We start from the raw sequence: 25055 nt of genomic DNA, 5'->3' as shown, positions 1-25055 counted from the left end.
GATCCCGGCCGGTTGGGCCGCGGTCTAACCTGGGGCGCGATGGCGAACAAATCCACGACGATTCCGGCGGTGCTGGTGGTGATCACCCTGACCGCATTCTCAACCGGCTGCTTCCATCGATCATCTGACTCGCAGCAAGCAGCTGGTAACCCGGCCGCGGACAAGTTTGCTTCCGCGTTGCGCGACAAGGTCACCACCGACGCGATGATGGCCCACCTGGTCAAGCTGCAAGACATCGCCAACGCGAATAACGGCACCCGTGCGGTGGGTACGCCCGGATACGAAGCCAGCGTCGACTACGTGGTGAACGTCTTGCGCGGCAGTGGATTTGACGTGCAGACTCCCGAATTTTCGGCACGGGTGTTTCATGCGGAAAAGCCGGTGGTCACTGTCGGCGGCAATGCGGTGGAGGCGCGCGCACTGGACTTCAGTCTGGCCACCCCGCCGGACGGGGTGAGCGGGCCGCTGGTCGCCGCACCGTCGAACAACTTGGGTTGTGCGGCCTCCGACTACGCCAGCCTGCCCGTGCAGGGCGCCGTGGTGCTGGTGGACCGCGGCACCTGCCCGTTCGCGCAGAAGGAGGAGGCCGCGGCACAGCGCGGCGCCGTGGCGATGATCATCGCCGACAACGTCGACGAACAACAGATGGGCGGCACGCTCGGGCCCGACACCGAGGTGAAGATTCCGGTGCTGAGCGTGACCAAGTCGGTGGGAGTGCAGTTGCGCGGGCAGCCAGGACCTACCACGATCAAGCTCGATGCCAGCGCCCGAAGCTTTCGGGCCCGCAACGTCATCGCGCAAACCAAGACCGGGTCGGGAACCGACGTGGTGATGGCCGGGGCGCACCTGGACAGCGTGCCCGATGGGCCAGGAATCAACGACAACGGATCGGGCGTAGCAGCGGTGCTGGAAACCGCTGCGCGGCTGGGGAGTTCGCCACAAGTGCACAACGCGGTGCGATTCGGCTTCTGGGGTGCAGAGGAGCTCGGATTGATCGGGTCGCGCAACTACGTCGAGTCGCTGGATCTGACCGCGCTGAAAAACCTTGCGCTGTACCTGAACTTCGACATGCTCGCATCGCCGAACCCCGGCTACTTCACCTATGACGGCGACCAATCACTGCCCATGGAAGCCCGCGGCCAGCCGGTGGTGCCCGAGGGATCGGCCGGTATCGAACGCACACTGGTCGCCTACCTGAAGTCGGCCGGCAAGACCGCGCAGGACACTTCGTTCGACGGCCGGTCCGACTACGACGGATTCACCTTGGCGGGCATTCCCTCCGGTGGCCTGTTCTCCGGCGCCGAGGCCAAGATGTCGGCCGATCAGGCCAAGTTGTGGGGCGGAACCGCCGATCAACCGTTCGACCCCAACTACCACCAGAAGACCGACACGCTTGACCACATTGACCGCACCGCGCTCGGAATCCACGGTCGCGGTGTGGCTTACGCCATCGGCCTGTACGCGCAAGACATCGGCGGGCATAACGGCGTTCCCGCCATGGCAGACCGCACCCGGCACGTGCTCACCAAGTCATGATCTCGCGGCCGAGCGCGACACTGCTGCTGATCGCCGCGCTGGTGGCCGGCTGTTCGGCCACCCGTCCGGGGCCGCCGACAGCGACCCCGGACCTTGGACACAGCCTGGCCAAAAAAGTGAACGCCGAGGGCATGCTGACCCACCTGCGCGCCTTGCAGAAGATCGCCAACGCCAATGGCGGCAACCGGGCGGACGGGACGCCAGGGTTCAACGCCAGCGTGGACTACGTTGCTAAAGCTCTGCGCGACAAAGGGTTCGACGTACAGACACCACAGTTCGACCGGCTCTACACCGTGTCTTTGGGTAAGCCGGCACTGACTGTTTCGGGCCGCACCTACCCCGTTGACCAAGCCTCGCTGCTGGTTCATACGCCGCCCGGCGGATTGACCGGACAGCCGATCCGGCCGACACAGCCGTCGGGGTGTGCACCCAACGATTACCCGGCGACCGTGCCCAAGGGTGCGATCGCCGTCGTCGACGATGCGCACTGTTCGGTGGTCGACAAACAGAACAGCGCGGTGGCCAGGGGCGCGAGCGCCGTGATCGTGCTCAGCTCCCCGACCGGGCGCGGGGCTCCGCCCACGCTGTTCACCACCGGCTATTTCAAGCAATTGACCGTGCCCGTCGCCGTGCTGGGTTCGGCCGGCGCCGCCGCGCTGACCGGCTCCACCGCACCGATACGTCTGGTGCTGGACGCGCAAAACGTCAAGATCACTTCCCGAAACATCGTGGCGCAGACTAAAACCGGGTCGTCCCATGAGGTCGTCGTGGTCGGTGCGCATCTGGACGGCCCGCGGGCCGGGCCGGGGATCAACGACGACGGTTCCGGTGTTGCCGCGGTGCTGGAGACGGCGCTGCAGCTGGGTCCGCTGGCGCCGGTGACCAACGCGGTGCGGTTCGTGTTCTGGGGTGCCGAAGAGGACGGCCGCAACGGCGTCATGGATTACGTGTTCGGCATGGACCGTGAACAACTCAACGACATCGCGATGTACTTGAACTTCACCATGCTGGGTTCGCCCAATGCCGGATTCTTCACCGACGACGGCGATCAGTCCGGCCCGCCCGGGGCCGGTGTCTCCGCCGCCGATGTGCCCGAGGGCTCGGCTGGGATCGAACGCACCCTGGCCGGTTATCTGAACCTGGCCGGCAAGCGGGCCGCCGACATGCCGTTGGATACCAGGGCCGACTACCACCCCTTCATGGTGGCCGGCGTACCCGTCGGGGGAATGACCACCGGAGCCTCGCAACCGAAAACCCCGGTGCAGGCTCGGTTATGGGGCGGTCAGGCAGGTGTGGCGTTCGACCCGAACTTCCAAAGCCCTCGCGACACCGTCGACAACATCAACCGGGAAGCCTTGGCGGTCATGGGTTCTGGCGTCGGATTCGCCGTTGGCAGCTACGCGGAGTCCATCGGTGGGGTCAACGGTGTGCCGCCGCACAACAAGAGGCATCGCACCCGGGTGCCGTGACGGTGGTCGCGGCCTCTCGAGGCTGGCGATCAGCAAGCCGAACAGGTCGGTGCGACGCTCACCGCGTTCGTACTCAATCCAGATGACCTGCTTGCCCTGTCGGCTATCAAGGACACTGTTGACTGGGAGCAGCCCTTGCTTGGCAGGGCAATTGTCAATACCTGTGGACTAGGTATTCCTGATGGGGAATTCCTGGGGCCCGAGGGCTGGTGCTGCTAAGCATGAGCGCAGCCGGCGGTGACGTGGCGTGGTTCGGTCCGAACGCACCGGGATACACATGGAAATCGTTGTGCGAGGTTGAGCCTGTTGAAATCTTTCCCGGGATCACCGTTCAACGGCTGTGGCGAGGTGAAAACGGCGCCAATGCGATTGTCACGACCATTGCTGCCGGCGCGGTCTGGGGCGACGAAGACCACCACAGTCCGGGGCCTGAGGAGATCTACGTCGTCTCCGGTGTGCTCAACGACGGCGTAAATAACTATCCTGCGGGGACCTTCCTGCACGCTCCGGCAGGGTCATGGCACATTCCGCAATCGCCGACGGGCTGTGTGTTGTTTCTTTTCTATCCAGAGGGCTAGGACTGGGTCCGCGCGTGCATGGCCCCGCCCGTGAAGAATCCCCGGGCTGCCGGCCTTGCCGGGCCAACCGGTCTGTCACGACCGGACGAAGAGCCGCCGCCCTTTTCGTTGTTTGCTGGCTCGCCCGATTGCTGCTGCCGGGTACCGGAATGCCTTTAGAATGAGTTTCCTTGCTTGCTGCCCTGTAGCCGGATGAGGTGGTTATGAATCGCCATGCGCTCAGGTCGGCACTCATATGGGCGACCACCGTCCTGGTGGTGGCGGGGTGCTCGACGTTGGTCGAGGGACGCGCGCTGTCGATGCTCAACGACCCGTTCCTGGTCGGCGGTCTGCCCGCGACCAACGGGCCCAGCGGGATACGTTCGAACGCGCCCAGTCCCACCGGCAAAGTGCTCAACACCGACAACGGACCCATCGACACTTTGGCGCTGCTCTCTCTCAACGACATCGAGGACTACTGGCAATCGGTGTACAGCCAGTCGCTGCAGGGCAAGTTCGTCCCGGTCAGCAAGATGGTGTCTTACGACTCCACCGACCCGAGCAGCCCGATCGTGTGCCACAACGAGACCTACAAGCTCGTCAACGCCTTCTATACCTCCCGCTGCAACCTGATCGCTTGGGACCGCGGGGTATTCATGCCGATGGCGCAGAAGTATTTCGGCGACATGTCCGTCACCGGTGTGCTGGCACACGAATTCGGGCATGCGCTGCAACAGATGGCGAAGCTGGTGACCAAACGAGACGCGACCATCATTCGCGAGCAGCAGGCCGATTGCTTCGCGGGTGTCTATCTGTTCTGGGTCGCTGACGGCAAGTCGCCGCGTTTCACGCTGAGCACCGCAGATGGACTCGACCACGTGCTGGCCGGGATCATCACCACGCGTGACCCGGTGATGGACAGCGAGACCGAGAGCGACGATGCGCACGGGTCTGCCCTGGACCGTATCAGCGCGTTCCAAATGGGTTTCCTCAGCGGCGCCTCGGCCTGCGCGACGATCAACCGCAACGAAATGGAGCGGCGTCGTGGCGATCTGCCCAACGCCTTGCGGGTCGACAGCAGTGGACGAGCGGAGACCGGTGAGGTGCCGATCAACCAGGACACGTTGTCGAACCTGATGGAGCTGCTGGGAAAGATCTTCGCCCCTAGCAGCCCGCCGGCCCTGTCCTACCAGCCGGGCCACTGCCCGGACGCCAAGGCCACTCCGCCGGCGTCCTATTGCCCGGGCACCAACACCATTACCATCGACCTGCCCGGACTCGCCGCCATGGGCGCGCTCGCCGACGAGAAGGAACACGCGCTGCCGCAAGGCGATGACACCGCCCTATCCGTCGTGATATCGCGGTACGCGCTGGCGGTGCAGCATGAACGCGGGCTGCCGATGCAAAGCCCGTGGACCGCGCTGCGAACCGCATGCCTGACCGGTGTGGCGCATCGCAAGATGGCCGAGCCGATCGATCTGCCGTCGCACAACCAATTGTTGCTGACCGCAGGCGATCTCGACGAAACGGTCGCCGGCCTGCTCACCAACCGTCTGGTGGCCAGCGACGCGGACGGCACCAGCGTGCCGGCCGGTTTCACCCGGATCGCGGCGTTTCGCGGTGGGGTGACGGGCAACGCGGACGCCTGTTATTCGCGCTATCCCGGATAGCGACACCGGGTCAGCCTATCTCGGCGAGCCGGGGGATCACCTCGTCGCCCAGGCGGCGAACGAAACCGACCGGGTCCGGATTGCCCGGGAACGGGCCGGCGTTGACCAACTCGATGCCGAGCTCGGCGTAGCCCTCCACGGTCTTGAAATATCCGTCCAGATCCTCGAACGGATCGACGAAATAGCCGACCGTCTTGCGGATCTCGCCGGGGTCGCGTCCGACCGCCTCGCAATGACGGTGCAGCACCTCGATCTTGTGCTTGATCGCGTCGACTTCGGTCACCGTCGAATTCCAGATGTCGGCGTATTGCGCGACCAGGCGTAGCGTCTTCTTCTCACCGTCGCCACCGATCAGCACCGGGGGACGCCGAATTGGTTGTGGCACACAGATTGTCTCGGCCAGCTGATAGTGCTTGCCCTCGTAAGGGCCGTTGTTGTCGCTCCACATCTGCCGGCAGATCTGCAGCGTTTCCTCGAGCATCTCGAAGCGCCGGCTCACCGGCGGATATGGAAAGCCAAGGGCGGCGTGTTCCCGCTCATACCAGGCCGCGCCGAGTCCCAACATCGACCGGCCCTGCGACACGACGTCCAGCGTCGTGACCGCCTTGGCCAGCAGGCCCGGATACCGGTAGGTGACGCCGGTGACCAACAGGCTCAAGTCGATTCTCGCCGTCTGTCCGGCCAGAAAGCCCAATGACGTGTACCCCTCGAGGAACGGATCCTCCGCCCGTCCCATGGCTTCCATCTGGAAGAAGTGGTCAGCCAGGGTGAATAGCGTGGCGCCGCCCTGCTCGGCTGCCTTGGCCGCGTCGGTGAGCGTCGGGCCCAGCCTGGCCGGGTCTCCCGGTAGGAAGTCGATGAAGTGCAGTCCCAATTCCATTGCTGATCAGGTCCTTTCGTGTCCTCATTGCTCGGTCAAGCGCTCGAGTAGCGACAATGCGTCGACGATGACGCGCCGCTCGGCCTCGGTATAGCGCTCCTGAATGGCTCGGGCCAGCCACTCCTCGCGGGCGCGCCGGTCGCTCTCGGCACGCCGTTTACCCGCCAGGGTCAGGGAGACCACTTGGCGCCGGCCGTCATTCGGGTCGGGCGCGCGCTCGATGAGCCCGCGTTGGCCCAGGGCGGCCAGGATGGTGGCCATCGACTGCGGCCGCACCTGCTCGGCACCGGCCAATGCGCTGGCCGACGACGGCCCCTCTTTCCACAGCCGGGTGAGCACCGCGGTCTGCGACGGCGTCAGACCGTCGCCTGCGATGTCCTTGAGCCGGCGCCGCAACCGGCTGAACACCACCCGAATATCGCGGGCCGCCGCCACGGCGTTGTCGCTGATGCCATCCACGACACCACCCTAAATTAGACAGCTGAGGCTGTCCAGTTTTGGCTGTCTATTTCCGCCCGAGCAGCTGTAGCGCCGCATCGACGGCCAGCGCCGCTACGTTCAACGTCTTGGACCGCAGATCGTGGCGGGCACTGGCGATCTCGACGACGGCTGTCGTTCCGGTGATCAACGCGGCCGCGGCGCGCAGTTCGTCGGGTGTGCCGAAGGGATCCGAAGTCCCATGGGTGAACACCGTCGGCACCGTGATGTCGGGCAGGTGCTCGGTACGGGGGCGTTCGGGTTTTCCCGGGGGATGGACCGGATAGGAGAACAACGTCAAAACGTCCACGGCGGCGTCGCCCGCGGCAACCACCATGGACGTCTGCCGGCCGCCATAGGAATGCCCACCGGCGATCAGTGGGCCGTCGGCAAGGCCCCGGCACAATGTGATCGCCTCGACGATGCCGGCCCGGTCGGCCGTGGCGGAGCCGGAGGGCGGGCCGGTCGGCCGGCGTCGCCGGTAGGGCAGGTTGTAGCGCACCGCAAGCCATCCGCGTTGTGCCCACTCGTCGCAGACCTGTTGCAACAGAGGCGAATCCCGGTTGCCTCCGGCGCCGTGAGTCAACACCACTATTCCGTTTGGGTCGCCCCTGTGGTCACCCGCCGGTTCGTGCGCGATGCCGGCAATCTGATCGAGATTCATGACAACCGAAACAGCGGAGAGACGGGACCGTGGCCACGGCCCAATGGGTAGGCGGCGCGCAGACATTCGGTGACCCACCGCTTACCGAACTCGACGGCGTCCGGCACGGTGAAGTCGTGCGCCAGCGCGCACGCGATGGCGCTGGCGAGCGTGTCGCCACCGCCGTGGTCGTTGCCGGTGGGCAGCCGCTCGGAGTCGAACTCGTAGCAGGCGGCGCCGTCATACAGCAGGTCGCAGCTGCGATCCGACGACCGCAGGTGACCGCCCTTGACCAGCACCCACTGCGGGCCCAGCGCATGCAGCGCCTTGGCCGCCGCGCGCTGCGACTCGGCGTCCACCACATCGATGCCGACCAGCAGCCGCACTTCGTCCAGGTTAGGTGTCACCAGCGTCGCCAATGGAAACAATTGCGTCCGAAGGGTTTCCAGAGCCTCTGTGGCCAGCAGCTGATCGCCGTGCATGGATGCGCACACCGGATCGACCACGAGTGGAACGCTCAACTGCAGCTTCCGCCAGCTGGCCGCCACTGCCGCGATGATGGCCGACGATGCGAGCATCCCGGTCTTGGCGGACTGGATGCCGATATCGCTGACCACGGCTTCCATCTGACCGGCGACAACCTCACCGGGCACTTCGTGAAAGCTCTGCACGCCCAACGTGTTCTGCACGGTGACCGCGGTCACCGCAACGCACGCGTGGACGCCCAACAGCGCCATCGTGCGCATATCGGCTTCGATGCCCGCGCCGCCGCCGGAGTCCGACCCGGCGATGGACAGCACGCGGCGCGGCGTCGTGCCCGGCGCGGGCAGCGGCAGGAACGTCACTGGGCCAGCGGCAGATACACCCGGTTGCCGTGCTCGGCGAACTCGCGCGACTTCTCCGCCATGCCCTCGGTCATGGCCGCCTCGATCGCTTCTTCGCTGTCCAGGCCGTGTTTGGCGGCGTAGTCGCGGACATCTTGGGTGATGCGCATCGAGCAGAACTTCGGCCCGCACATCGAGCAGAAGTGCGCGGTCTTGGCCGGTTCGGCCGGCAGTGTCTCGTCGTGGTAGGCCCGTGCGGTGTCCGGATCGAGCGACAGCGCGAACTGGTCGTTCCACCGGAACTCGAACCGGGCGGTGCTCAAGGCGTTGTCGCGCTCCTGCGCGTGCGGATGTCCCTTGGCCAGATCGCCTGCGTGCGCGGCGATCTTGTAGGCGATCACCCCGTCCTTGACGTCCTTGCGGTCCGGCAGCCCCAGATGCTCCTTGGGGGTCACGTAGCACAGCATCGCGGTACCGGCCTGGGCGATGATGGCCGCGCCGATCGCCGAGGTGATGTGGTCGTAGGCCGGTGCGATGTCGGTGGCCAGCGGACCCAACGTGTAGAACGGGGCCTCCTCGCACCACTCCTCTTCCAGCCGCACGTTCTCGACGATCTTGTGCATCGGGATGTGGCCTGGGCCTTCGATCATCACCTGTACGCCATGGGATTTCGCGATCTTGGTCAACTCGCCCAGGGTGCGCAGCTCGGCGAACTGCGCCGCGTCGTTGGCGTCGGCGATCGAGCCCGGCCGCAGGCCGTCACCCAGGGAGAAGGTGACGTCGTAACGGGCGAAGATTTCGCAGAGTTCGTCGAAGTTGGTGTACAGGAACGACTCCCGGTGATGCGCCAGGCACCACGCGGCCATGATCGAGCCGCCGCGCGACACGATGCCGGTGACCCGCTTGGCGGTCAGCGGCACGTAGCGCAGCAGCACGCCGGCGTGCACGGTCATGTAGTCCACGCCTTGCTCGCACTGCTCGATCACGGTGTCGCGGTAGAGCTCCCAGGTCAGCTCGGTCGGGTCGCCCTTGGTCTTTTCCAGCGCCTGATAGATGGGCACGGTGCCGACCGGCACCGGCGAGTTGCGCAGGATCCACTCACGAGTTTCGTGGATGTTCTTGCCGGTGGACAGGTCCATGATGGTGTCGGCGCCCCATCGGGTGGCCCACACCATCTTGTCGACCTCCTCGGCGATCGACGACGTCACCGCCGAGTTCCCGATGTTGGCGTTGACCTTGGTCGCAAATGCCTTGCCGATGATCATCGGCTCGATCTCGGGGTGGTTGTGGTTGGCCGGGATGACGGCGCGCCCGCGGGCCACCTCGTCACGCACCAACTCGGCAGGCATGCCCTCACGGGCGGCGATGAACGCCATCTCCGCGGTGATCTCACCGGCGCGGGCACGCTGCAGCTGGGTGCCGCGGTCGCGCACCAGCCCGGCACGCGCGGGCAGTCCGGCGGCGAGGTCGATCGTCGCGTCCGGATCGGTGTAGGGCCCCGAGGTGTCGTACAGGTCGAAGTCCTCGCCGTTGGACAGATGCACCCGGCGTAGCGGCACCCGCAGGGACACCCCGTCGGGACCCTCGATGTCGCGATAGGCCTTGCTGCTGCCCCAGATCGGTCCGGTGGTGACGGATGGTTCGACGGTTACGGTCATCTTTTTTCATCTCCCTACGCCGGCATTACCCGGTCAGGTTCGTACGGTCGACGGCCCCGAGCCGTCCTCTCAGCACACTCGGCGTGCGCTCCCGCGTCGTATGGATGGGTCCGCACGCGACGTTACCCCCACCCGGGACCGCATGGCAGAGTGACGGGCTATTCCCCGGGGCGGTGGCCGAGGGCATTCCCCGAGTGGAAAAATGCAAACGTGCAACAGCGCAGGCGAACAGGTGGTGAATCCGATGGGGGCGGCGCGCGATTTTCCGAGCCGACAGAGCCGACCCCTGGATACCTGAATATCGGCGACTTCAGGTTCTGGTTCGTGGGCCAACGCTGGGAATGGTCCGACGAAGTCGCCAGGATGCACGGCTACGAACCGGGCGAGGTGGTCCCGACGACCGAACTGCTCTTGTCGCACAAGCATCCCGACGACCGCGCGCACGTCCAGGAGCTGCTCGACCACGCCCTGCAGTCCGAAGAGTCGTTCTCCAGCCGGCACCGGTTCATGGATACCGCGGGCAGGGTGCACGACGCGATCGTGGTAGCCGACCGCATGCTGGACGAGTCGGGCGCCGTGCTGGGCACCGAGGGTTATTACATCGACCTCACCGACACCTTCGACGAAACCCGGCAAGAGGTGCTCGACACCGCATTGCCGGACCTGTTCGAGAGCCGCGCCGCCATCGAACAGGCCAAGGGCGTGCTGATGTTCGTGTACCGGGTCAGCGCCGAGCAGGCGTTTCGGGTGCTGCAGTGGCGGTCTCAGGAAACGAACGTGAAGCTGCGTTCGCTGGCGAAGCAGCTACTCATCGAAGTGGCGACCCTGCCGTCACCGGCAGCCACTCTGCAGAGTCAGTTCGACCATTTGCTGTTGACCGTGCACGAGAAGATTCCTCCCGAGCCCATCGGGTAACCCACCAATCGGTAAACGAGCAGTTCGGGAACGGGTTAATCTCTGGTGATCTGCGATGCGCGAGCGCGCATCCCCGCCGCTCATCGGGCTTAGCGGCCGCAGATCTCAACATTGGCTGTGGCGAAAGGCATGAAGTTGTTGGCGGTCGAACACGAGGCCCACGAAGATGCAGTGATCGTGAGCGTCAAAGGCGATATCGACTCCCGTACCGTCGGTGAGCTCGCCGCTCACCTGAACACCGCTCTCGAGCTTGCGACAGCGCAGCCGGCCCGACCGGTGGTGATCGACTTGCAAGCGGTTGATTTCTTCGGAAGCGCGGCGTTGAACGCGGTGCTCGACTGTCACGAGGACGGAAAAGCCGCCGGCACATCGGTTCGAGTGGTCGCCGACCATGACCAAGTGCTTCGACCGATCCAGGTCACCGAATTGGATCGGGTCTTCGACGTTTATCCGACGCTGTCCGCGGCGTTGCAACGCAGACGACAGCCATGAACGCGCGCCTGCCGGCTGACCTGGCCGCCGCGGTTTCCTTGGGCGGAGAGATGGGCCGGCGGTTCGCCGAATACGACTGGGACGCTCATCCGCTGGGATCGCCCAGCGGCTGGTCCAGCGCGATGCGCGCTGCGGTGCAACCTGCGGTTCGATCACGCGGTCGTGGGCGACTCAGCGGCGAGCTGAGCGGCTAGGCATCCTCCATCGCTTCGCCCAGCTCCTCGAGGAGCTTGTTGTGATGGTTGCTGGCCAGGAAGTGTCCGGCGGCGATCACCACTGCCACCGGCCAGTCGATGAGTTCAAGGGCGGCCAGGGCGGCCAGCCCGCCGAAATAGGCCAACTGCTCTGGTCGGGGGATTTCCACCTGGCCCATGACCGGCAGGTTCACCGCGAAGGTTTCGCCCTCCCGGATTTTTTGTACCGCCTCGCGCTGGGACGTCCCGCGCCGCGTCTTCTTTTCGGCCATCATTTGCCTTTCGGTAACGAAGGGTTTCCCGTCTCGCTGGGTCGCGCGTTCACCGTCGGACTTATGTCGACGATGACCCACGCCGGGGGCGATCCGCTAGTTTCATCGGTTGCTTCGGTGCTGAGGGTGCCGCTAGTCGAACTCTATGCGCTGTTGTGGCGGGTCGGAGTTGTCGAGATTCGGCAAAATGACCGGGCGCCTCATCGGAGCGCGAAAGCGCCGTCCCGGGTGGTACGAGGCCCAATCTGTCCGGATCCGTCCGCCCACCGGGCAGACCGTACGGTGCGCTGGACGTCGCAACAGTTGGCTTCGGCGGGATACCGCCGAGCGACCGGCTGAGCTGCAGCGGTTCGCCTAATTGGTGCTGCGCAACCCCGTGGTGCCCGCGCGGCGTCCTGCCGTCTTCTTTGCCGTCGACTTGCTGGCGGTCTTCGCGGGCGCGGATTTCTGTGGCGCAGATTCCGCCGGTACCGCTTTGAGGTTCGCTTTGGCCGCGGGGGGCTCGGTTCCCTGTTTGCGGCTCAACCTCTGCAACAGCAGTGCGCTGCCGCCCACTGCCAGCAACACCGGCCACTCGACCAATCCGGCTACGCCGAGTGCGCCGAACGCCAAAGCAGCCGCGGGCGCCGAGTGGCTGCCGCTACTCATTCCGCGTTTGACGCCCTCCGCGGCTCCGGTGACGCCGCCGATGACTCCGTTGACCGCCGCGCCACCCACGGCACCGGCGGCGGCGGTCGTAGCGGTCGCCGCGCGGTTCACCGCCTGACTCACGCCTCGGACTGCTCCGCCGATGACACCCATGATGACTCCCTGGCTGCTATTTGCTTCTAATTTTTTAAAGCCTGCCACCTTGCAAACGCGCAGACAACGAGAAGCCGCATCAAATTTCCCTGAGCTTAATGTGCGTCTGGTGTGCACCGGTCCGGTATGAACGCGGCTAGTCAGGCCTGACATCGACGAGGACCGGTGCGTGATCGCTGGCCGCCTTGCCTTTGCGTTCTTCGCGGACGATCTGCGCGTCGGTCACCCGGCCGGCCAATGCCGGTGAGCCCAGGATGAAATCAATCCGCATGCCTTGCCGCTTCGGAAACCGCAATCGGGTGTAATCCCAATACGTGTAGACGCCCGGCCCCGGGGCGAAAGGGCGCACCAGGTCAGTGAATTGCGCCTCGACAATGGCGCCGAACGCGCGGCGCTCCGGTTCGGAGACGTGCGTGGCCCCGGCGTAAAACTCCATACTCCAGACGTCGTCGTCTTGCGGAGCGATGTTCCAGTCGCCCGCCAGCGCGATCGCAGCCGCGGGATCGTCGCGCAACCAAGACTGTGCTGAATCACGCAGTGCGGCAAGCCATTCGAGTTTGTAGGTGTAGTGCGGATCGCCCAGCGCCCGGCCGTTGGGAACGTAGAGGCTCCAGATCCGGACGCCACCGCATGTCGCGGCCAGGGCGCGGGCTTCCGCGGTGGCGGCGACTTCTGGCTTGCTACTCCAAGTGGGTTGGCCGTCGAATCCGATTTGCACATCGTCGAGACCGACGCGCGAGGCGATTGCCACACCGTTCCACTGATTGAAACCGACGTGGGCCACCTCGTAGCCGAGTTCGAAGAACGGCAGGGTGGGGAACTGGCTGTCCGAACATTTGGTCTCCTGCATGGCCAGTACGTCGACGTCGGCGCGGGCCAGCCAGTCGACGACGCGGGGGAGCCGGGAGCGGATCGAATTCACATTCCAGGTGGCCAGCCGCAGCCGTCGCGCTTCGCCGTCATCAACCGAGCCGTCATCAACCGAGCCGTCGGGCATGGCTAGACGCTATCCCAGCCGCCCGGGCGGACCGGGACGTAGCGGCGGCGATGGTGCAGCCGGAATCCCAGCGCCGCGGCGAGTGCGGTCGCGCCGGTGTCGGGCACCAGCAGGTAACCGCGCGTCGCACCGCGATCGGCGCCCCACGCCAACAACGCCTCGCACAACTGCGCGCCGGCGCGATCGTCGCAGTCGTTTTCGGCGGAGCGCACAGCCGAGATGCCCACCCACATCGCACCATCGGGCGTCCGAGTCACCGCGGCGCGCGCGACCGTGGCGTCGGAGTGTGTCCCGAACATGAGTTCGCCGTCGATGACCGCGGTGAGCACGTCGACGGGAACATCGCCTCCGTGGATGCGCAGCCACGTGTCGTCGGGGCGCGGTGACAGGGTGATGGACGGGCCGGCGTCGCCGGCGCGAGGACCTGAAAGATCGCGCACCACAACTTGTTCCGTGTGTTCGGCGTTTAGCCCGGGCGGCAGCGTCAGCACTCGCTCGGGCAGGGCCAGTCGTGGTGTCAGGCCGCGGCGCTCGTACCAGTCGACGATCGCCGGGATGGTGCCGACTTGGGCGGAAAGATCCAGTGGTACGGCCGAATTGGCGGCAATCCCGGCACCGTGCCCGGCCCGCAGCAGCCAGCCGTCCAGCCACTCATGCTCCGCGCCCGGCCAGGCCGCGGCGGCGGCATGTTCGAGTGCGCGGATCTGCGAGTTGCGGATGGGGGTGTCGGTGAGCACCCGAAGCGCCACCGCGTCGGAGGCCGCGAACTCGACGACCGCGCCGGTCTTCGTCTTTACCCGCACCATCGGCTCGATCGCCAGTAGGTGCCCCACCGCATCGGTCAGCGGCGGCACCGAACCGGCCGGGCGCCGGAAGCGAACCGTCACCCGGGTGCCCGGGTCAGGCCACGAGAACATCAGTGACCGAACGGATCCGGTCCCTCGCCGGGCATCCAGGAGAGACCGGGCACGCCCCAGTTGTGGGATTTGACAGCCCTTTTCGCGCTGCGCGCGTGCCGGCCGATGAGGCGGTCCAGATAGAGAAAGCCGTCCAGGTGTCCGGTTTCGTGCTGCAGCATGCGGGCAAACAGGTCGTTGCCTTCGATGGAGATCGGCTTGCCCTCGGCATCGAGTCCGGTGACGCGTGCCCACTTGGCACGGCCGGTGGGGAACGACTCGCCCGGCACCGACAGGCACCCCTCGTCGTCGTTCTCCGGGTCGGGCATGGTCTCGGGTATCTCCGAGGTTTCCAGCACCGGGTTGACGACGACTCCGCGCCGGCGCTCGGTGAGGCCCCGTTCGTCGGCGCAGTCGTAGACGAAGACCCGCAAGCCGACCCCGATCTGGTTGGCCGCCAGCCCCACCCCGTGCGCGGCGTCCATGGTGTCGTACATGTTGGCGATCAACTCGGCCAGATCCGCCGGCAGTGAACTGTCGGCAGCGACCGGTACCGGTTGTGTCGGGGTATGCAGAACGGGATCTCCAACGATGCGAATCGGAACCACTGCCATGATCGGCTAAGCTACCGCACGCGCGTGGGCTGCTCAGCCGCCGATCGGAGTCCGGCAATCTAGGTCAATCCGCCGACTCGCGGGTCTGGATGACGGCTTGAGGGTTTGGCGCGTGTTTCAATATTCGCCGAAACACGCCCTTAGCTAAGTCAAGTCATTCGAGCAGTTCGGAATTCGCCGAAAGGGTCCAGGGGAAGCGATATGGACAGCGCCATGGCGCGGGCAAATCGATCGGGGGACGACTCTGAGATCGCAGATGGGCTGACCCGCCGCGAGCACGACATCCTGGCGTTCGAGCGCCAGTGGTGGAAGTTCGCCGGCGTGAAGGAAGACGCCATCAAGGAGTTGTTCTCGATGTCGGCGACGCGTTACTACCAGGTGCTCAACGCGCTCGTTGACCGGCCCGAGGCGCTGGCGGCCGACCCGATGCTGGTGAAACGGCTGCGCCGGCTGCGTGCCAGCAGGCAGAAGGCGCGTGCGGCGCGGCGCCTCGGCTTCGAGGTGACCTGACTCGTTACAGTAGGGCTCGATGAAAGAACGAGTTCCCGACTCCACCGGGCTGCCCCTGCGGGCCATGGTGATGGTGCTGTTGTTCCTTGGCGTCATTTTCCTGCTGCTCGGTTGGCAGGCCCTGGGTTCATCCGGGAGCTCTGACGACGACTCGGCGTCGCCGGTATCCAGCACCACCAGTTCGGCGTCGGCGTCGCCCACCAACAAGCCGGCGTCCACCCAGGCCGAGGTGCAGATCTACAACATCTCCTCGAAAGAGGGTGTCGCTGCGCGCGCCAAGGACCAGCTGACGTCCGCCGGATTCAAAGTCACCAAGGTCGACAACATGGCCGTGCCCGACGTCTCGGCCACCACGGTCTACTACACCGACGCCGGCGACGAACACGCCACCGCCGATGCGGTGGGCAAAAACCTCGGCGCACCGGTCGAACCACGGATTCCCGCGCTCAGTGGCGAACCGCCGGGTGTCATCGTCCTCGTCGCGGGCTGACCGCCGGGCTTGATCGCCCGACTCGTCTGTGAGCCGTTCCGGCGAGCCTCGTCGCGGGGCTAGGCTTTTGGCTATGCGTACGCTGCCTCCGCTGGTGCTGGCGGGTTGCGTCGTGCTGCTGGGCGCCTGTTCGGCGCCCGAGCACGTGGCGTCAGGTCCCGGTACCACCCCCGCGATTTGGACCGGATCACCATCGCCGGCGTCGAGCGCCGAAGCCTCGGAGCCCGGGCCCGCAACGACACCGAACGTCGGCACTCACCTCAAGGCACCAAACGGCACCCAGGTCGCCACAGCCAAGTTCGAGTTCAACGACGGCTATGCCACCGTCACGATCCAAACGACCGCGGGCGGGGTACTCACCCCGGGCTTCCACGGAGTGCACATCCACAAGATCGGCAAGTGCGAGCCCAATTCGGTCGCCCCGACCGGGGGTGCGCCGGGCGACTTCCTGTCCGCCGGTGGCCACTTCCAGGCACCCGGGCACAACGTCGAACCCGCCAGCGGCGACCTCACCTCGCTGCAGGTTCGCAAGGACGGCTCCGGAAACCTGACGACCACCACGGACGCATTCACCATGCAGGATCTGGTCTCCGGGCAGAAGACCGCGCTCATCATTCATGCCGGTGCCGACAACTTCGCCAACATCCCCGCGGAGCGCTACAAACAGTCCAACGGAACGCCGGGCGCCGACGATATGACGATGACTACCGGTGACGCCGGCAAGCGAGTGGCGTGCGGTGTCATCGGTGCCGGCTAAAGCTGCCTTGAAGCGAGGCGAAGCGCACATCGATTTCGCCCGCTCACCCCGGCCCACCCTCGGGGTCGAGTGGGAGTTCGCGCTGGTCGACGCGCACACCCGCGACCTGAGCAACGAAGCCACCGCGGTGATCGCCGAGATCGGCGAAAATCCGCGCGTGCACAAGGAATTGCTGCGCAACACCGTCGAAGTGGTCACCGGCATCTGCGGTTCGGCGGGCGAGGCCATGGAGGATCTGCGGCAGACCCTGGGGCCGGCGCGCCGCATTGTGCGGGATCGCGGCATGGAGTTGTTCTGCGCCGGCGCACACCCGTTCGCGCAGTGGACTTCTCAGAAGCTCACCGACGCTCCGCGCTATGCCGAACTGATCAAGCGCACCCAATGGTGGGGACGGCAGATGCTGATCTGGGGTGTGCACGTGCACGTCGGCATCTCCTCGCCGTACAAGGCAATGCCGATCATGACGTCGTTGCTCAACTATTATCCGCACCTGCTGGCACTGTCGGCGTCGTCACCGTGGTGGGCGGGCGTAGACACCGGATACGCCAGCAACCGCGCGATGATGTTCCAGCAGTTGCCCACCGCCGGGCTGCCCTTTCAGTTTCAGACCTGGGCGGAATTCGAAGGCTTCGTCTACGACCAGAAGAAGACCGGCATCATCGATCACGTCGACGAAGTCCGTTGGGACATCCGGCCTTCCCCGCATTTGGGCACGCTCGAGATGCGGATCTGCGACGGCGTGTCCAACCTGCGCGAGCTGGGTGCCCTGGTCGCGTTGACGCACTGTTTGGTGGTCGATTTGGACCGCAGACTGGAAGCCGACGAGTCGTTGCCGACCATGCCGCCCTGGCACAACCAGGAGAACAAGTGGCGCGCCGCCCGCTACGGCCTGGATGCGGTGATCATCCTGGACGCCGACAGCAACGAGCGATTGGTCACCGAGGATCTCGAGGACGTGCTGAACCGGCTGGAGCCGGTGGCCAAGAAGTTGCATTGTGTCGACGAGTTGGCCGCGGTGGCCGACATAGTCCGGCAGGGCGCCTCCTATCAACGACAGCGCCGGGTGGCCGAAGAACACGACGGGGACTTGCGCGCGGTCGTCGACGCACTGGTGGCCGAACTGGAGATCTGACGATGGAATCCTTTGAGCTGGCGATGTTCCCGCTGGAGTCAGCGCTGCTGCCCGATCAGGACCTGCCATTGCGGATCTTCGAGCCGCGCTACGGTGCGCTGGTGCGGCACTGCCTGGACACCGCGGACCCATTCGGAGTGGTACTGATCTCGCGTGGGCGCGAGGTCGGCGGCGGCGATGCGCGTTGCGATGTGGGCGTGTTGTGCCGGATCATCGACTGCGCCGACCACGGCACCGGCCGGTATTCATTGAATTGCCGTACCGGGGAACGGATTCGAGTGTCCGAATGGCTGCCCGACGACCCCTATCCGCGGGCCAGGGTCGCGCTGTGGCCCGACGAGTCCGGGGATGGGGTTTCGGACGCCCAGTTGCTCGACGTGGAGGACCGGGCCATGGCGCTGTTCGAACGCATCGCGCAGGCACGCGACATCAAACTTCCCGACCGCGAGGTGATCCTGGGCCACGACCCGGCCGAGGAGGCCGGGAAACGGCTGTACGCGTTGGCGTCTCGCATCCCGATCGGCACGGCCGACCGCTACGCGGTGTTGTCGGCGCCGACGGCCGCCGGCCGTCTCGCCGCGCTGCGCGAAGCGGTGGATGCGGTCGCCGAGGTGGTGGAGTTTCAGCTCTCCGAATAGCGGTCGCGGGCTTCGTGGTTGCGGCTGCGCTCGCCGATGCGGTAGAAACACAGTGTTTTCCTAACGAACGGTGGGCGCATGAAGGTACAGCTTCAGGTCAGCGGTTCACCGGCGCACGCGGCGGCAAGCGCCGCCGAGATCGCCGCGACCGGGGCAGATGGGCTGTTCACCTTCGAGGGCCAGCATGACGTCTTCTTTCCGCTGCTGATCGCCGCCGAAACGACCAGCCTGGACTTGACGACCAACGTGGCGATCGCCCCGCCGCGCAGCCCGTTACACATGGCGCATTCCGCCTACGACCTGCAGTTGTACAGCGGCGGCCGGTTCCGGCTGGGCCTGGGCTCGCAGATCAGAGTCCACATCGAAAAGCGTTATGGCAGCACATGGGGCAGACCCGCGCCGCGAATGGCCGAAGCCATCACCGCGATCAAGGCCATCTTCGCCGCGTGGGAAGGCCAGAGCCGCTTGGACTTTCGCGGCGAGTACTACACGCACACCATCATGGCGCCCAACTTCAACCCCGGACCCAACCCGTTCGGGCCACCGCCGGTGCTGCTGGGTGCCCTGGGTCCGGTGATGACGCGGACCGCCGCCGAGGTGGCCGACGGTCTGCTGGTGATGCCGTTCAACAGTGCCCGCCACTTCGCCGAACGCACCGTGCCGGCCATCGGGGAGGGGCTGCACCGCTCGGGGCGGACGCCGGGTGAGTTCCAGATCATCGCCCAGGCCATGGTCGCCGTCGGCCGCGACGAGGCCGACCTGGCGACCGCGATCAACGGGGTAGCGTCCCTGATCGCGTTCTACGGTTCCACGCCTGCGTATCTGCCGGTACTGCAGGTCGAGGGGTGGGCCGAGGTCCACCCCGAGCTCAACGTGTTGTCCAAGCAGGGCCGTTTCGCCGAGATGCGCCGACTGATCACCGACGAGATGGTGGCCCGAATCGGGGTGGTCGGTACACCCGAGCAGTGCGCACAGCAGATCGCCGCGCGGTTCGGCGAGCACGCCGACGAGGTGTGCTGCTACTTTCCCGGCTACACCCCCCGCCCAGCGGACGTCGCGGACATGATCGGCGCACTGCACCGGGTACCGGCCCTGCCATGAGCCCTCACCTGACAATCGAAATCGATTCGGGCGTAGCGGTTCTCACGCTGAACCGGCCCGAACATCTCAACGCCTACACCGCCGAAATGGGCACGCTGCTGAGCCGCGCCTACCGGGACTGCGACGAAGACGACGACGTACGGGCCATCGTCGTGACCGGCGCCGGACGCTCCTTTTGCGCCGGGGCTGACTTCTCCGGCGGCACAAGCCCGTTCGACGCACCCGCGGACAACGGCACGTTCTCGGCCGCCCCGATCAGCCCGGCGGCTTTCGAATTACGCAAACCCGTAATCGCCGCGGTCAACGGCCACGCCATCGGCATCGGGCTGACCATCGCATTGCAGACCGATATCCGCATCGTCGCCGAGGACGCCAAATACGGTGTGGTGCAGGTTCGCCGGGGCGTCATGCCGGACTGCATGTCGCATTGGACACTGGCCCAGCTGACCACCCTGGGCGTGGCCGCCGACATCCTGCTCACCGGGCGCACATTCGGCGGGACCGAGGCCACCGCACTCGGTGTCGCCAACCGGGCATTGCCGGCCAGGCAGGTGTTAGACCACGCCGTGGCGATGGCCCGCGATATCGCCGTCAATGTCGCCCCGATGTCGGCGGCGCTGTGTAAGCGCCTGCTGTGGGACAGCGCGATCAATCGCTACACGCCGCGACAGGTCGCATCGCTGGAAACCCAGTTGCACGAGCGGCTGATGGGTGGCGCCGATGCCGCCGAAGGAGTCGCCGCCTTCCTCGAACGCCGGTCACCGCACTTCACCTCGCGGCTGTCCCACGAGTGGACACCGCTTCCCGAGCCATGAGCGGCCGGTAGCCCTCTCATGCCCCGGCCGCTGATTCCGGTGCAGGACATCTACGATCGGGCGCTGGCGCTGCTGGACGCCGAAGGCGCAGGCGCGTTGAACGCTCGGCGGCTGGCCGCCGAGCTGAAGATCTCGACGCGGACGCTCTACCAACAGGTCGGCACCCGCGAGCAGCTCATCCGGGAGCTGGTAGCACAGCATTTCTCCCGGCTGCGACTGGACTTCGCGGAGTACGACACCTGGGAGTCCACCGCGTGGCACTGGTGTCAGGCCTTGCATGCGGCCTTGCGTGCGCACCCGTTCCTGACCGAGCTGATGACCATCGACGACCGCCAAGCGGTGGCCGGTTACATTGATGATCTGCTGAACGCGACTGTGCGTGACGGCATTCCGCGAGCTCTGGCGCGTGAGTGCTGCCGGTCGCTGGTCACCGTGACGATCAACCACACCATCATCGAGGTGCGGGCGCTACGCGAGCCGCAACACTCGCCCCGAAGCGAGGCCGAGACCGGCAAAATCGCCAAGAACTTCCCGATGACTATCCGCTGGATCCTGGCCGGCGTGCGCGCCGACGCAGCGGGCTAACTTATCCGCGCCAGGTCACCTCGCCGGCCGGCGCTGCGTTCCATCAGTCGCGGTGCCACGATCCGGTGCAGCGGGCCGACCACCGCCCAGACCGCCCGGGCAGCGAACCGGTGCCGGTAGTGCAGGCGAGTGGTGAGCACGGCGCGGCGACCGTCCAGGCGCCGCAACGTCAGTTCGCCGCGCAGCAACGATCCGCGCGTCGCCAACACCAGTTCGTCTGGATCCGAACGCATGATCGACCAGCCGATCAGGTGATTCGGCGAGGAGATCGGACCCAGCCGAAATCTCAAGACGTGCCGGTGAATCCACAACACAGCGCCGCCCCCGGGTCCATCCCGAAGTCCGTCACGAAACATCTGTTCGGCGGTGCGCACGTCACCAGCGGGGATCGGGACTTCGAAGACGTCAGCGTAATCGGCGGCCGTCTCGCCGGTCTGCGCGCGTTCGTCGAGCGCCGTTGTGGCAACACGTTTCAGCGTTCGCTGCACCACGATTCGGTGCCCGCCGGTGCCGATCACCAGCGCCCGATAGACCTTGCCGTGCACACCGGGGAAGTCCGCCCAGGTGGCCGCCCGCAGCCGGGTGCGCGCGGCGCCGTCGAGTTCGTCCAGCTCGAACACCCACCGGTAGACCGCGAACCAGTGCCGGCCCTTCAGGGCGAACCGCTGCGGTGGCCGGGCTTCGTCCACGGTGAAGCCGATCGGCACGGTCGACGGGTCGTGCGGGTCGCGACACATCACCCGCAGCAGCGCCGACCACGTGTCGGCACGGCTCGCATCAATGGATATGGCATGCTCATCGATATAGGGTAATCGTTCCATATAGAAGGAATGTACTAGATCATGGCACCTCCGCGGAAGCATGAAACCGATGTGATCCTGGACGCAGCCCGAGCGCTGGTGCTCGACGGCGGACCGCGGGCGGCCGGCGTCGCCGCGATCGCCAAAGCCAGTGGGGCACCGGCGGGCACCTTGTACCACCGGTTCGGCAACCGCGACGGCATCCTGACGGCGGCCTGGCTGCGCGCCCTTGAGCGCTTCCAGGCGCTCGCGCTGGCCGCCGACGGTGAGACCCCCGCGGACACCGCCGTTGCGATGGCCTTGGCCGCCGTGAGGTTCGCGCGTGCCCACCCCGAAGACGCCCGATTGTTGTTGACGATCCGGCCGGGCGACCTGCTGGACGGCGAACCCGACGCGTCGTTCCAGCAGACCCTGGCCACGATGAACGCCCCGCTGACCGAGCGCGTCGCGATGCTGGCCCGCCAACTGTATGGCAACAACAAGCCGCGATCCGTCGACGCCGTCGCGCGAGCCGTCGCCGACCTGCCCTACGCAGTGGTACGGCGCCACGCACACGACGAGCCGATGCCGTCCTGGCTGGAAAACGACGTAGCGGCGTCGGTGCGGGCCGTACTACAGAGCTTTGGCGAACGCCCGTAGCGACTCGACCTGGATGGGATCCAAAGAGGGACGGACGTTTTCGTGCGCCACCGCCAGGTCGGCGGCCGTCACGTCGGTGGCATCGATGGATCGGCGCATGGCGGTCAGCGCGGCCTCCCGCAACAGCGCCACGCAATCGGCGGCGCTGTAGCCGTCGAGTCCGGCCGCGACCTCGTCGAGATCGACGTCGGCGCTCAGCGGAATCGATTTGCCTGCGGTGCGCAGGATTTCGCCGCGCGCGGCGGCGTCGGGCGGCTCCACGAACACCAACCGCTCCAGCCGGCCCGGGCGCAGCAGCGCGGGGTCGATGAGATCCGGCCGGTTTGTGGCGCCCAGCACGACAACATCGCGCAGCGGGTTGACACCGTCAAGCTCGGTCAGCAGCGCGGCGACCACACGATCGGAGACGCCCGAGTCGAAGCTCTGCCCGCGCCGCGGCGCCAGCGCGTCCACCTCGTCCAGGAAGATCAGCGAGGGTGCCGAATCACGGGCGCGCCGAAACAGTTCGCGCACCGCCTTTTCCGAGCTGCCCACCCATTTGTCCATCAGCTCGGATCCCTTCACGGCGTGCACGGATAGTTGCCCGGTGCTGGCCAGTGCGCGCACGATGAAGGTCTTGCCGCACCCGGGCGGTCCGTACAGCAGCACCCCGCGCGGCGGGTCGACCCCCAACCGGGCGAAGGTGTCCGGATGTTGCAACGGCCACAACACGGCCTCGGTGAGGGCCTGTCTGGCCTCGACCATGTCGCCGACGTCATCAAGGGTGATGTTGCCAACGCTGACTTCCTCACTGGCCGAGCGGGACAGCGGTCTGATGACGGTCAGCGCGCCGACCAGGTCATCCTGTTTCAGCTCGGGTGGCCGGCCGTCGCTACTGGCCCGCGATGCTGCTCGCAGCGCCGCCTCACGTACCAGAGCGGACAGGTCAGCGACAACGAAACCCGGTGTACGGGAGGCGATTTCGTCGAGACCAAGATCGCCGGTGGGCACGTTTTTCAGCAGTGACTCCAGCAGTGCTTTGCGAGTGGCGGCATCGGGCAGCGGCAGGCTCAGCTCGCGGTCGCACAGATCGGGCGCGCGCAGCCGGGTATCGAGCTGGTCGGGTCGTGCCGAGGTGGCGATCAAGGCGACGCCGTCGCTGGCAACGGCGGTGCGCAGCTCGCCAAGGATCAGCGAGGCCACCGGCTCGGCGGTGGCTGGCAGTAGGGCATCGACGTCGGTGATCAGCAGCACGCCGCCACCGTCGCGGACCGTCTGCACCGCCGAGGCCACCGCCTTGACCCGGTCTTCGGCGCTCAGCGCGCCGACCTCCGGGCCGTCCAGCGTGACCAGCCTGCGGTCGCCGCACACCGCGCGCACCAGGGTCACCTTGCCCACGCCGGCCGGACCCGATACCAGCACGCCCAGGTTGGCCCCGGCGCCCAATGCCTTGAGCAGGTGCGGTTCATCGAGCGCGAGCTTGAGCCATTCGACGAGCTTGGCGGCCTGCGGCTGAGTGCCTTTGAGTTCCTCGACGACCAACTGCGGCCTGGCGAGTTCAACCGATATCCGCGTCCCGGCGCCGGCCGCAACACCGGTGCCCCAGGTGACCAGCGAGTTGGGCTGCACGCTCACCGGCCCCTCGGGATCGACCCCGGTGACGGTGAGCAGCTCCGAGGTCCAGCTGATGCCCACCGCGGTGGCCAGCGCGCGGGTGGCTTCCGACGTCGAGGTGCCCGGGCCCAGATCGCGGGGCAGCAGCGACACGGCGTCGCCCACGGTGATCACCTTGCCCAGCAAGGCTTGTCGCAGCGTCACCGGGGTCACCGACTGGGTGGCCAACGTCGAGCCGGACAACGTCACCGTGCGTGCGCCGTAGACGGTGACCGCGCTGACGATCACCGCGGTTCCCTCGCGCAGCCCCGCGTTGGACAGGGTCACGTCGTCGAGCAGCACCGTGCTGACCGGCGTGTCCGGACCGGCCAGGCCCGCGACCGCGGCCGTGGTCCGCGAGCCGATCAGCGACACCGCGTCCCATTCCCGAATACCCAGTGCGGCAACGGCACTCGGGTGTAACCGAATGACACCGCGGCGGGAGTCGACGGCCGAGGTGTTCAGCCGGGCGGTCAGGGTGAGCTGGCGGGCCGCGCCGGGGCTCACGGCACGCGCCTGCCCGGTTTGCGCAAGCCCAGCCGCGCCACCGACCGGCGGTTGGGCTGTGCCCGGCGGATCGCCCGCCGTGTGGCGCGACGCTGCTTGGGTGCGTGATCCCACGCCTCGGGATGCGCGGCCAACCAACGCTGGTTGCGGATGGCGAACGGCACGTGGCACAGGTAGGCGATGATGATGACCCAGATCAACACGTAGGGCGCCAGCACCGCCGCCGCCGCGCAGATCGCCAAGATCGCCAGCAGCGGTGCCGCCCAACTCGGCGGCACGGCGACCGCATGCATCTTGCGCATCGGAATCTTGCTGACCATCAGAATCGAGGTGCCGGTGATCCAGATGCACAGGAACAACGGTGAGGTCCACCAGCCGTCGCCGAACTGCAACTTGAGTCCGATGAGACCGATCATCGAGATCGCGCCGGCCGGCGCGGGCATGCCGACGAAGAATTCGTGCGCATAGGACGGCTGGCTGCCGTCGTCTTGCAAGGCGTTGAATCGGGCCAGCCGCAACACCACGCAGACCGCATAGAGCAGGATCACCACCCA

30 protein-coding genes and 1 riboswitch are annotated in these 25055 nt (G+C 66.4%); of the genes, 17 read left to right on the top strand and 13 right to left on the bottom strand.

All coding sequences use genetic code 11. The features are described 5' to 3' along the window. Nucleotides 1-39 precede the first annotated feature (39 nt). From A5625_RS10135 to A5625_RS10120, 4 genes are all read left to right on the top strand, one after another. The gene (locus A5625_RS10135) at nucleotides 40-1536 is read left to right on the top strand and encodes a M28 family metallopeptidase (protein WP_066992394.1); all 1497 of its coding nucleotides are present in this window, start codon (nucleotides 40-42) and stop codon (nucleotides 1534-1536) included. Beyond that, the gene (locus A5625_RS10130) at nucleotides 1533-3005 is read left to right on the top strand and encodes a M28 family peptidase (protein ID WP_066992391.1); all 1473 of its coding nucleotides are present in this window, start codon (nucleotides 1533-1535) and stop codon (nucleotides 3003-3005) included. Before A5625_RS10135 ends, A5625_RS10130 begins: the two co-directional genes overlap by 4 nt. Nucleotides 3006-3226: 221 nt before the next feature. Then, nucleotides 3227-3583 (top strand): cupin domain-containing protein, encoded by a 357-nt coding sequence (locus A5625_RS10125; protein ID WP_066992389.1) that lies wholly within the window; start codon nucleotides 3227-3229, stop codon nucleotides 3581-3583. A gap of 203 nt (nucleotides 3584-3786) precedes the next feature. Beyond that, nucleotides 3787-5232, top strand: coding sequence for a neutral zinc metallopeptidase (locus A5625_RS10120; protein ID WP_066992387.1), 1446 nt, complete (start codon nucleotides 3787-3789; stop codon nucleotides 5230-5232). A 10-nt stretch (nucleotides 5233-5242) separates the two neighbouring features. Here the strand turns inward: A5625_RS10120 and A5625_RS10115 are convergent, their stop codons facing one another. From A5625_RS10115 to thiC, 5 genes are all read right to left on the bottom strand, one after another. Further along, complete coding sequence (locus A5625_RS10115) at nucleotides 5243-6112, bottom strand: LLM class F420-dependent oxidoreductase (protein ID WP_066992384.1); 870 nt, start codon at nucleotides 6110-6112, stop codon at nucleotides 5243-5245. 24 nt (nucleotides 6113-6136) lie between these two features. Further along, a complete protein-coding gene (locus A5625_RS10110; protein ID WP_066992381.1) occupies nucleotides 6137-6571 on the bottom strand; it encodes a MarR family winged helix-turn-helix transcriptional regulator in 435 nt (144 codons plus the stop codon). A 46-nt stretch (nucleotides 6572-6617) separates the two neighbouring features. Further along, complete coding sequence (locus A5625_RS10105; protein WP_066992378.1) at nucleotides 6618-7253, bottom strand: alpha/beta family hydrolase; 636 nt, start codon at nucleotides 7251-7253, stop codon at nucleotides 6618-6620. Further along, nucleotides 7250-8077: a bifunctional hydroxymethylpyrimidine kinase/phosphomethylpyrimidine kinase gene (gene thiD / locus A5625_RS10100; protein WP_066992376.1), complete on the bottom strand. Its 828-nt coding sequence runs from the start codon at nucleotides 8075-8077 to the stop codon at nucleotides 7250-7252. Before thiD ends, A5625_RS10105 begins: the two co-directional genes overlap by 4 nt. Next, a complete protein-coding gene (gene thiC / locus A5625_RS10095; RefSeq protein WP_066992372.1) occupies nucleotides 8074-9714 on the bottom strand; it encodes a phosphomethylpyrimidine synthase ThiC in 1641 nt (546 codons plus the stop codon). The genes thiD and thiC overlap by 4 nt, the downstream gene beginning before the upstream one ends. After that, nucleotides 9709-9819: riboswitch (TPP riboswitch) on the bottom strand. Its footprint overlaps the gene before it by 6 nt. Nucleotides 9820-9924: 105 nt before the next feature. Here thiC and A5625_RS10090 point away from each other — a divergent pair. The 3 genes from A5625_RS10090 (at nucleotide 9925) to A5625_RS10080 (ending at nucleotide 11315) form a co-directional block, all read left to right on the top strand. Continuing rightward, nucleotides 9925-10629, top strand: a complete 705-nt coding sequence (locus tag A5625_RS10090; protein ID WP_066992369.1) for a PAS and ANTAR domain-containing protein — start codon at nucleotides 9925-9927, stop codon at nucleotides 10627-10629. A gap of 129 nt (nucleotides 10630-10758) precedes the next feature. Continuing rightward, nucleotides 10759-11121 (top strand): STAS domain-containing protein, encoded by a 363-nt coding sequence (locus A5625_RS10085; protein ID WP_066992366.1) that lies wholly within the window; start codon nucleotides 10759-10761, stop codon nucleotides 11119-11121. Then, nucleotides 11118-11315: a hypothetical protein gene (locus A5625_RS10080; protein ID WP_066992362.1), complete on the top strand. Its 198-nt coding sequence runs from the start codon at nucleotides 11118-11120 to the stop codon at nucleotides 11313-11315. Before A5625_RS10085 ends, A5625_RS10080 begins: the two co-directional genes overlap by 4 nt. Here the strand turns inward: A5625_RS10080 and A5625_RS10075 are convergent. After that, a complete protein-coding gene (locus A5625_RS10075) occupies nucleotides 11312-11587 on the bottom strand; it encodes a hypothetical protein (RefSeq protein WP_156748102.1) in 276 nt (91 codons plus the stop codon). The genes A5625_RS10080 and A5625_RS10075 overlap by 4 nt on opposite strands. 72 nt (nucleotides 11588-11659) lie before the next feature. On the opposite strand from A5625_RS10075, the gene A5625_RS30460 reads away from it, so the two are divergent. Then, nucleotides 11660-11926: an Rv1535 domain-containing protein gene (locus tag A5625_RS30460; RefSeq protein WP_082984354.1), complete on the top strand. Its 267-nt coding sequence runs from the start codon at nucleotides 11660-11662 to the stop codon at nucleotides 11924-11926. Between the two features lie 15 nt (nucleotides 11927-11941). On the opposite strand, the gene A5625_RS10070 is transcribed toward A5625_RS30460, so the two are convergent. The 4 genes from A5625_RS10070 to A5625_RS10055 form a co-directional block, all read right to left on the bottom strand. Continuing rightward, the gene (locus A5625_RS10070) at nucleotides 11942-12388 is read right to left on the bottom strand and encodes a hypothetical protein (RefSeq protein ID WP_066992356.1); all 447 of its coding nucleotides are present in this window, start codon (nucleotides 12386-12388) and stop codon (nucleotides 11942-11944) included. 136 nt (nucleotides 12389-12524) lie between these two features. Next, complete coding sequence (locus A5625_RS10065; RefSeq protein WP_066992446.1) at nucleotides 12525-13331, bottom strand: exodeoxyribonuclease III; 807 nt, start codon at nucleotides 13329-13331, stop codon at nucleotides 12525-12527. 56 nt (nucleotides 13332-13387) lie between these two features. Beyond that, on the bottom strand, nucleotides 13388-14302 hold the full coding sequence (locus tag A5625_RS10060) for a GCN5 family acetyltransferase (protein ID WP_066992354.1): 915 nt from the start codon (nucleotides 14300-14302) through the stop codon (nucleotides 13388-13390). Next, a complete protein-coding gene (locus A5625_RS10055; RefSeq protein ID WP_066992351.1) occupies nucleotides 14302-14895 on the bottom strand; it encodes a peptide deformylase in 594 nt (197 codons plus the stop codon). The genes A5625_RS10060 and A5625_RS10055 overlap by 1 nt, the downstream gene beginning before the upstream one ends. 201 nt (nucleotides 14896-15096) lie before the next feature. Between A5625_RS10055 and A5625_RS10050 the strand changes: the two genes are divergently transcribed. The 8 genes from A5625_RS10050 (at nucleotide 15097) to A5625_RS10015 (ending at nucleotide 20923) form a co-directional block, all read left to right on the top strand. Further along, on the top strand, nucleotides 15097-15405 hold the full coding sequence (locus A5625_RS10050; RefSeq protein ID WP_007768412.1) for a DUF3263 domain-containing protein: 309 nt from the start codon (nucleotides 15097-15099) through the stop codon (nucleotides 15403-15405). A 19-nt stretch (nucleotides 15406-15424) separates the two neighbouring features. Next, nucleotides 15425-15895 (top strand): LytR C-terminal domain-containing protein, encoded by a 471-nt coding sequence (locus A5625_RS10045; RefSeq protein WP_066992348.1) that lies wholly within the window; start codon nucleotides 15425-15427, stop codon nucleotides 15893-15895. Between the two features lie 73 nt (nucleotides 15896-15968). Then, nucleotides 15969-16652: a superoxide dismutase family protein gene (locus A5625_RS10040; protein ID WP_066992344.1), complete on the top strand. Its 684-nt coding sequence runs from the start codon at nucleotides 15969-15971 to the stop codon at nucleotides 16650-16652. Then, complete coding sequence (locus A5625_RS10035; protein WP_197516043.1) at nucleotides 16633-17784, top strand: glutamate--cysteine ligase; 1152 nt, start codon at nucleotides 16633-16635, stop codon at nucleotides 17782-17784. The genes A5625_RS10040 and A5625_RS10035 overlap by 20 nt, the downstream gene beginning before the upstream one ends. 2 nt (nucleotides 17785-17786) lie before the next feature. Further along, the gene (locus A5625_RS10030; protein WP_066992338.1) at nucleotides 17787-18422 is read left to right on the top strand and encodes an LON peptidase substrate-binding domain-containing protein; all 636 of its coding nucleotides are present in this window, start codon (nucleotides 17787-17789) and stop codon (nucleotides 18420-18422) included. Between the two features lie 78 nt (nucleotides 18423-18500). Continuing rightward, on the top strand, nucleotides 18501-19523 hold the full coding sequence (locus A5625_RS10025) for a TIGR03617 family F420-dependent LLM class oxidoreductase (RefSeq protein WP_066992335.1): 1023 nt from the start codon (nucleotides 18501-18503) through the stop codon (nucleotides 19521-19523). After that, nucleotides 19520-20338: an enoyl-CoA hydratase-related protein gene (locus A5625_RS10020; protein WP_066992332.1), complete on the top strand. Its 819-nt coding sequence runs from the start codon at nucleotides 19520-19522 to the stop codon at nucleotides 20336-20338. Before A5625_RS10025 ends, A5625_RS10020 begins: the two co-directional genes overlap by 4 nt. An 18-nt stretch (nucleotides 20339-20356) precedes the next feature. Further along, on the top strand, nucleotides 20357-20923 hold the full coding sequence (locus tag A5625_RS10015; RefSeq protein ID WP_066992329.1) for a TetR/AcrR family transcriptional regulator: 567 nt from the start codon (nucleotides 20357-20359) through the stop codon (nucleotides 20921-20923). Here A5625_RS10015 and A5625_RS10010 read toward each other — a convergent pair. Then, nucleotides 20920-21744 carry a DUF2867 domain-containing protein gene (locus A5625_RS10010; protein WP_066992326.1) on the bottom strand — a complete coding sequence of 275 codons (825 nt, stop codon included), beginning with the start codon at nucleotides 21742-21744 and terminating at the stop codon, nucleotides 20920-20922. The genes A5625_RS10015 and A5625_RS10010 overlap by 4 nt on opposite strands. A gap of 21 nt (nucleotides 21745-21765) precedes the next feature. On the opposite strand from A5625_RS10010, the gene A5625_RS10005 reads away from it, so the two are divergent. Next, the gene (locus A5625_RS10005; RefSeq protein ID WP_066992325.1) at nucleotides 21766-22362 is read left to right on the top strand and encodes a TetR/AcrR family transcriptional regulator; all 597 of its coding nucleotides are present in this window, start codon (nucleotides 21766-21768) and stop codon (nucleotides 22360-22362) included. On the opposite strand, the gene A5625_RS10000 is transcribed toward A5625_RS10005, so the two are convergent. Continuing rightward, nucleotides 22336-24501 (bottom strand): AAA family ATPase, encoded by a 2166-nt coding sequence (locus A5625_RS10000; RefSeq protein WP_066992322.1) that lies wholly within the window; start codon nucleotides 24499-24501, stop codon nucleotides 22336-22338. The two genes, A5625_RS10005 and A5625_RS10000, sit on opposite strands and share 27 nt — an antisense overlap. Next, nucleotides 24498-25055 (bottom strand): phosphatidylcholine/phosphatidylserine synthase (locus tag A5625_RS09995; protein ID WP_369829999.1); only part of this gene is annotated, 558 nt, incomplete at its 5' end. The genes A5625_RS09995 and A5625_RS10000, both read right to left, overlap by 4 nt.

Source organism: Mycobacterium sp. 1465703.0 (assembly GCF_001672975.1).
GTDB lineage: Bacteria > Actinomycetota > Actinomycetes > Mycobacteriales > Mycobacteriaceae > Mycobacterium.
Note: the sequence above shows the minus strand (reverse complement) of the source record. Positions and strands in the feature narration are given on the sequence as shown.

Bases quoted from the DNA above. Each gene is read 5' to 3' on its own strand.
- A5625_RS10020 (WP_066992332.1), top strand. From the start codon at position 19,520: ATGAGCCCTCACCTGACAATCGAAATCGATTCGGGCGTAGCGGTTCTC.
- A5625_RS10055 (WP_066992351.1), bottom strand. From the start codon at position 14,895: ATGGCAGTGGTTCCGATTCGCATCGTTGGAGATCCCGTTCTGCATACC.
- A5625_RS10085 (WP_066992366.1), top strand. From the start codon at position 10,759: ATGAAGTTGTTGGCGGTCGAACACGAGGCCCACGAAGATGCAGTGATC.
- A5625_RS10030 (WP_066992338.1), top strand. From the start codon at position 17,787: ATGGAATCCTTTGAGCTGGCGATGTTCCCGCTGGAGTCAGCGCTGCTG.
- thiC (WP_066992372.1), bottom strand. From the start codon at position 9,714: ATGACCGTAACCGTCGAACCATCCGTCACCACCGGACCGATCTGGGGC.
- A5625_RS10015 (WP_066992329.1), top strand. From the start codon at position 20,357: ATGCCCCGGCCGCTGATTCCGGTGCAGGACATCTACGATCGGGCGCTG.
- A5625_RS10010 (WP_066992326.1), bottom strand. From the start codon at position 21,744: ATGGAACGATTACCCTATATCGATGAGCATGCCATATCCATTGATGCG.
- A5625_RS10130 (WP_066992391.1), top strand. From the start codon at position 1,533: ATGATCTCGCGGCCGAGCGCGACACTGCTGCTGATCGCCGCGCTGGTG.
- A5625_RS30460 (WP_082984354.1), top strand. From the start codon at position 11,660: ATGACCCACGCCGGGGGCGATCCGCTAGTTTCATCGGTTGCTTCGGTG.
- A5625_RS10045 (WP_066992348.1), top strand. From the start codon at position 15,425: ATGAAAGAACGAGTTCCCGACTCCACCGGGCTGCCCCTGCGGGCCATG.
- A5625_RS10125 (WP_066992389.1), top strand. From the start codon at position 3,227: ATGAGCGCAGCCGGCGGTGACGTGGCGTGGTTCGGTCCGAACGCACCG.
- A5625_RS10075 (WP_156748102.1), bottom strand. From the start codon at position 11,587: ATGGCCGAAAAGAAGACGCGGCGCGGGACGTCCCAGCGCGAGGCGGTA.
- A5625_RS10025 (WP_066992335.1), top strand. From the start codon at position 18,501: ATGAAGGTACAGCTTCAGGTCAGCGGTTCACCGGCGCACGCGGCGGCA.
- A5625_RS10105 (WP_066992378.1), bottom strand. From the start codon at position 7,253: ATGAATCTCGATCAGATTGCCGGCATCGCGCACGAACCGGCGGGTGAC.
- A5625_RS10060 (WP_066992354.1), bottom strand. From the start codon at position 14,302: ATGTTCTCGTGGCCTGACCCGGGCACCCGGGTGACGGTTCGCTTCCGG.
- A5625_RS10135 (WP_066992394.1), top strand. From the start codon at position 40: ATGGCGAACAAATCCACGACGATTCCGGCGGTGCTGGTGGTGATCACC.
- A5625_RS10080 (WP_066992362.1), top strand. From the start codon at position 11,118: ATGAACGCGCGCCTGCCGGCTGACCTGGCCGCCGCGGTTTCCTTGGGC.
- A5625_RS10070 (WP_066992356.1), bottom strand. From the start codon at position 12,388: ATGGGTGTCATCGGCGGAGCAGTCCGAGGCGTGAGTCAGGCGGTGAAC.
- A5625_RS10115 (WP_066992384.1), bottom strand. From the start codon at position 6,112: ATGGAATTGGGACTGCACTTCATCGACTTCCTACCGGGAGACCCGGCC.
- A5625_RS10050 (WP_007768412.1), top strand. From the start codon at position 15,097: ATGGACAGCGCCATGGCGCGGGCAAATCGATCGGGGGACGACTCTGAG.
- A5625_RS10005 (WP_066992325.1), top strand. From the start codon at position 21,766: ATGGCACCTCCGCGGAAGCATGAAACCGATGTGATCCTGGACGCAGCC.
- A5625_RS10040 (WP_066992344.1), top strand. From the start codon at position 15,969: ATGCGTACGCTGCCTCCGCTGGTGCTGGCGGGTTGCGTCGTGCTGCTG.
- A5625_RS10120 (WP_066992387.1), top strand. From the start codon at position 3,787: ATGAATCGCCATGCGCTCAGGTCGGCACTCATATGGGCGACCACCGTC.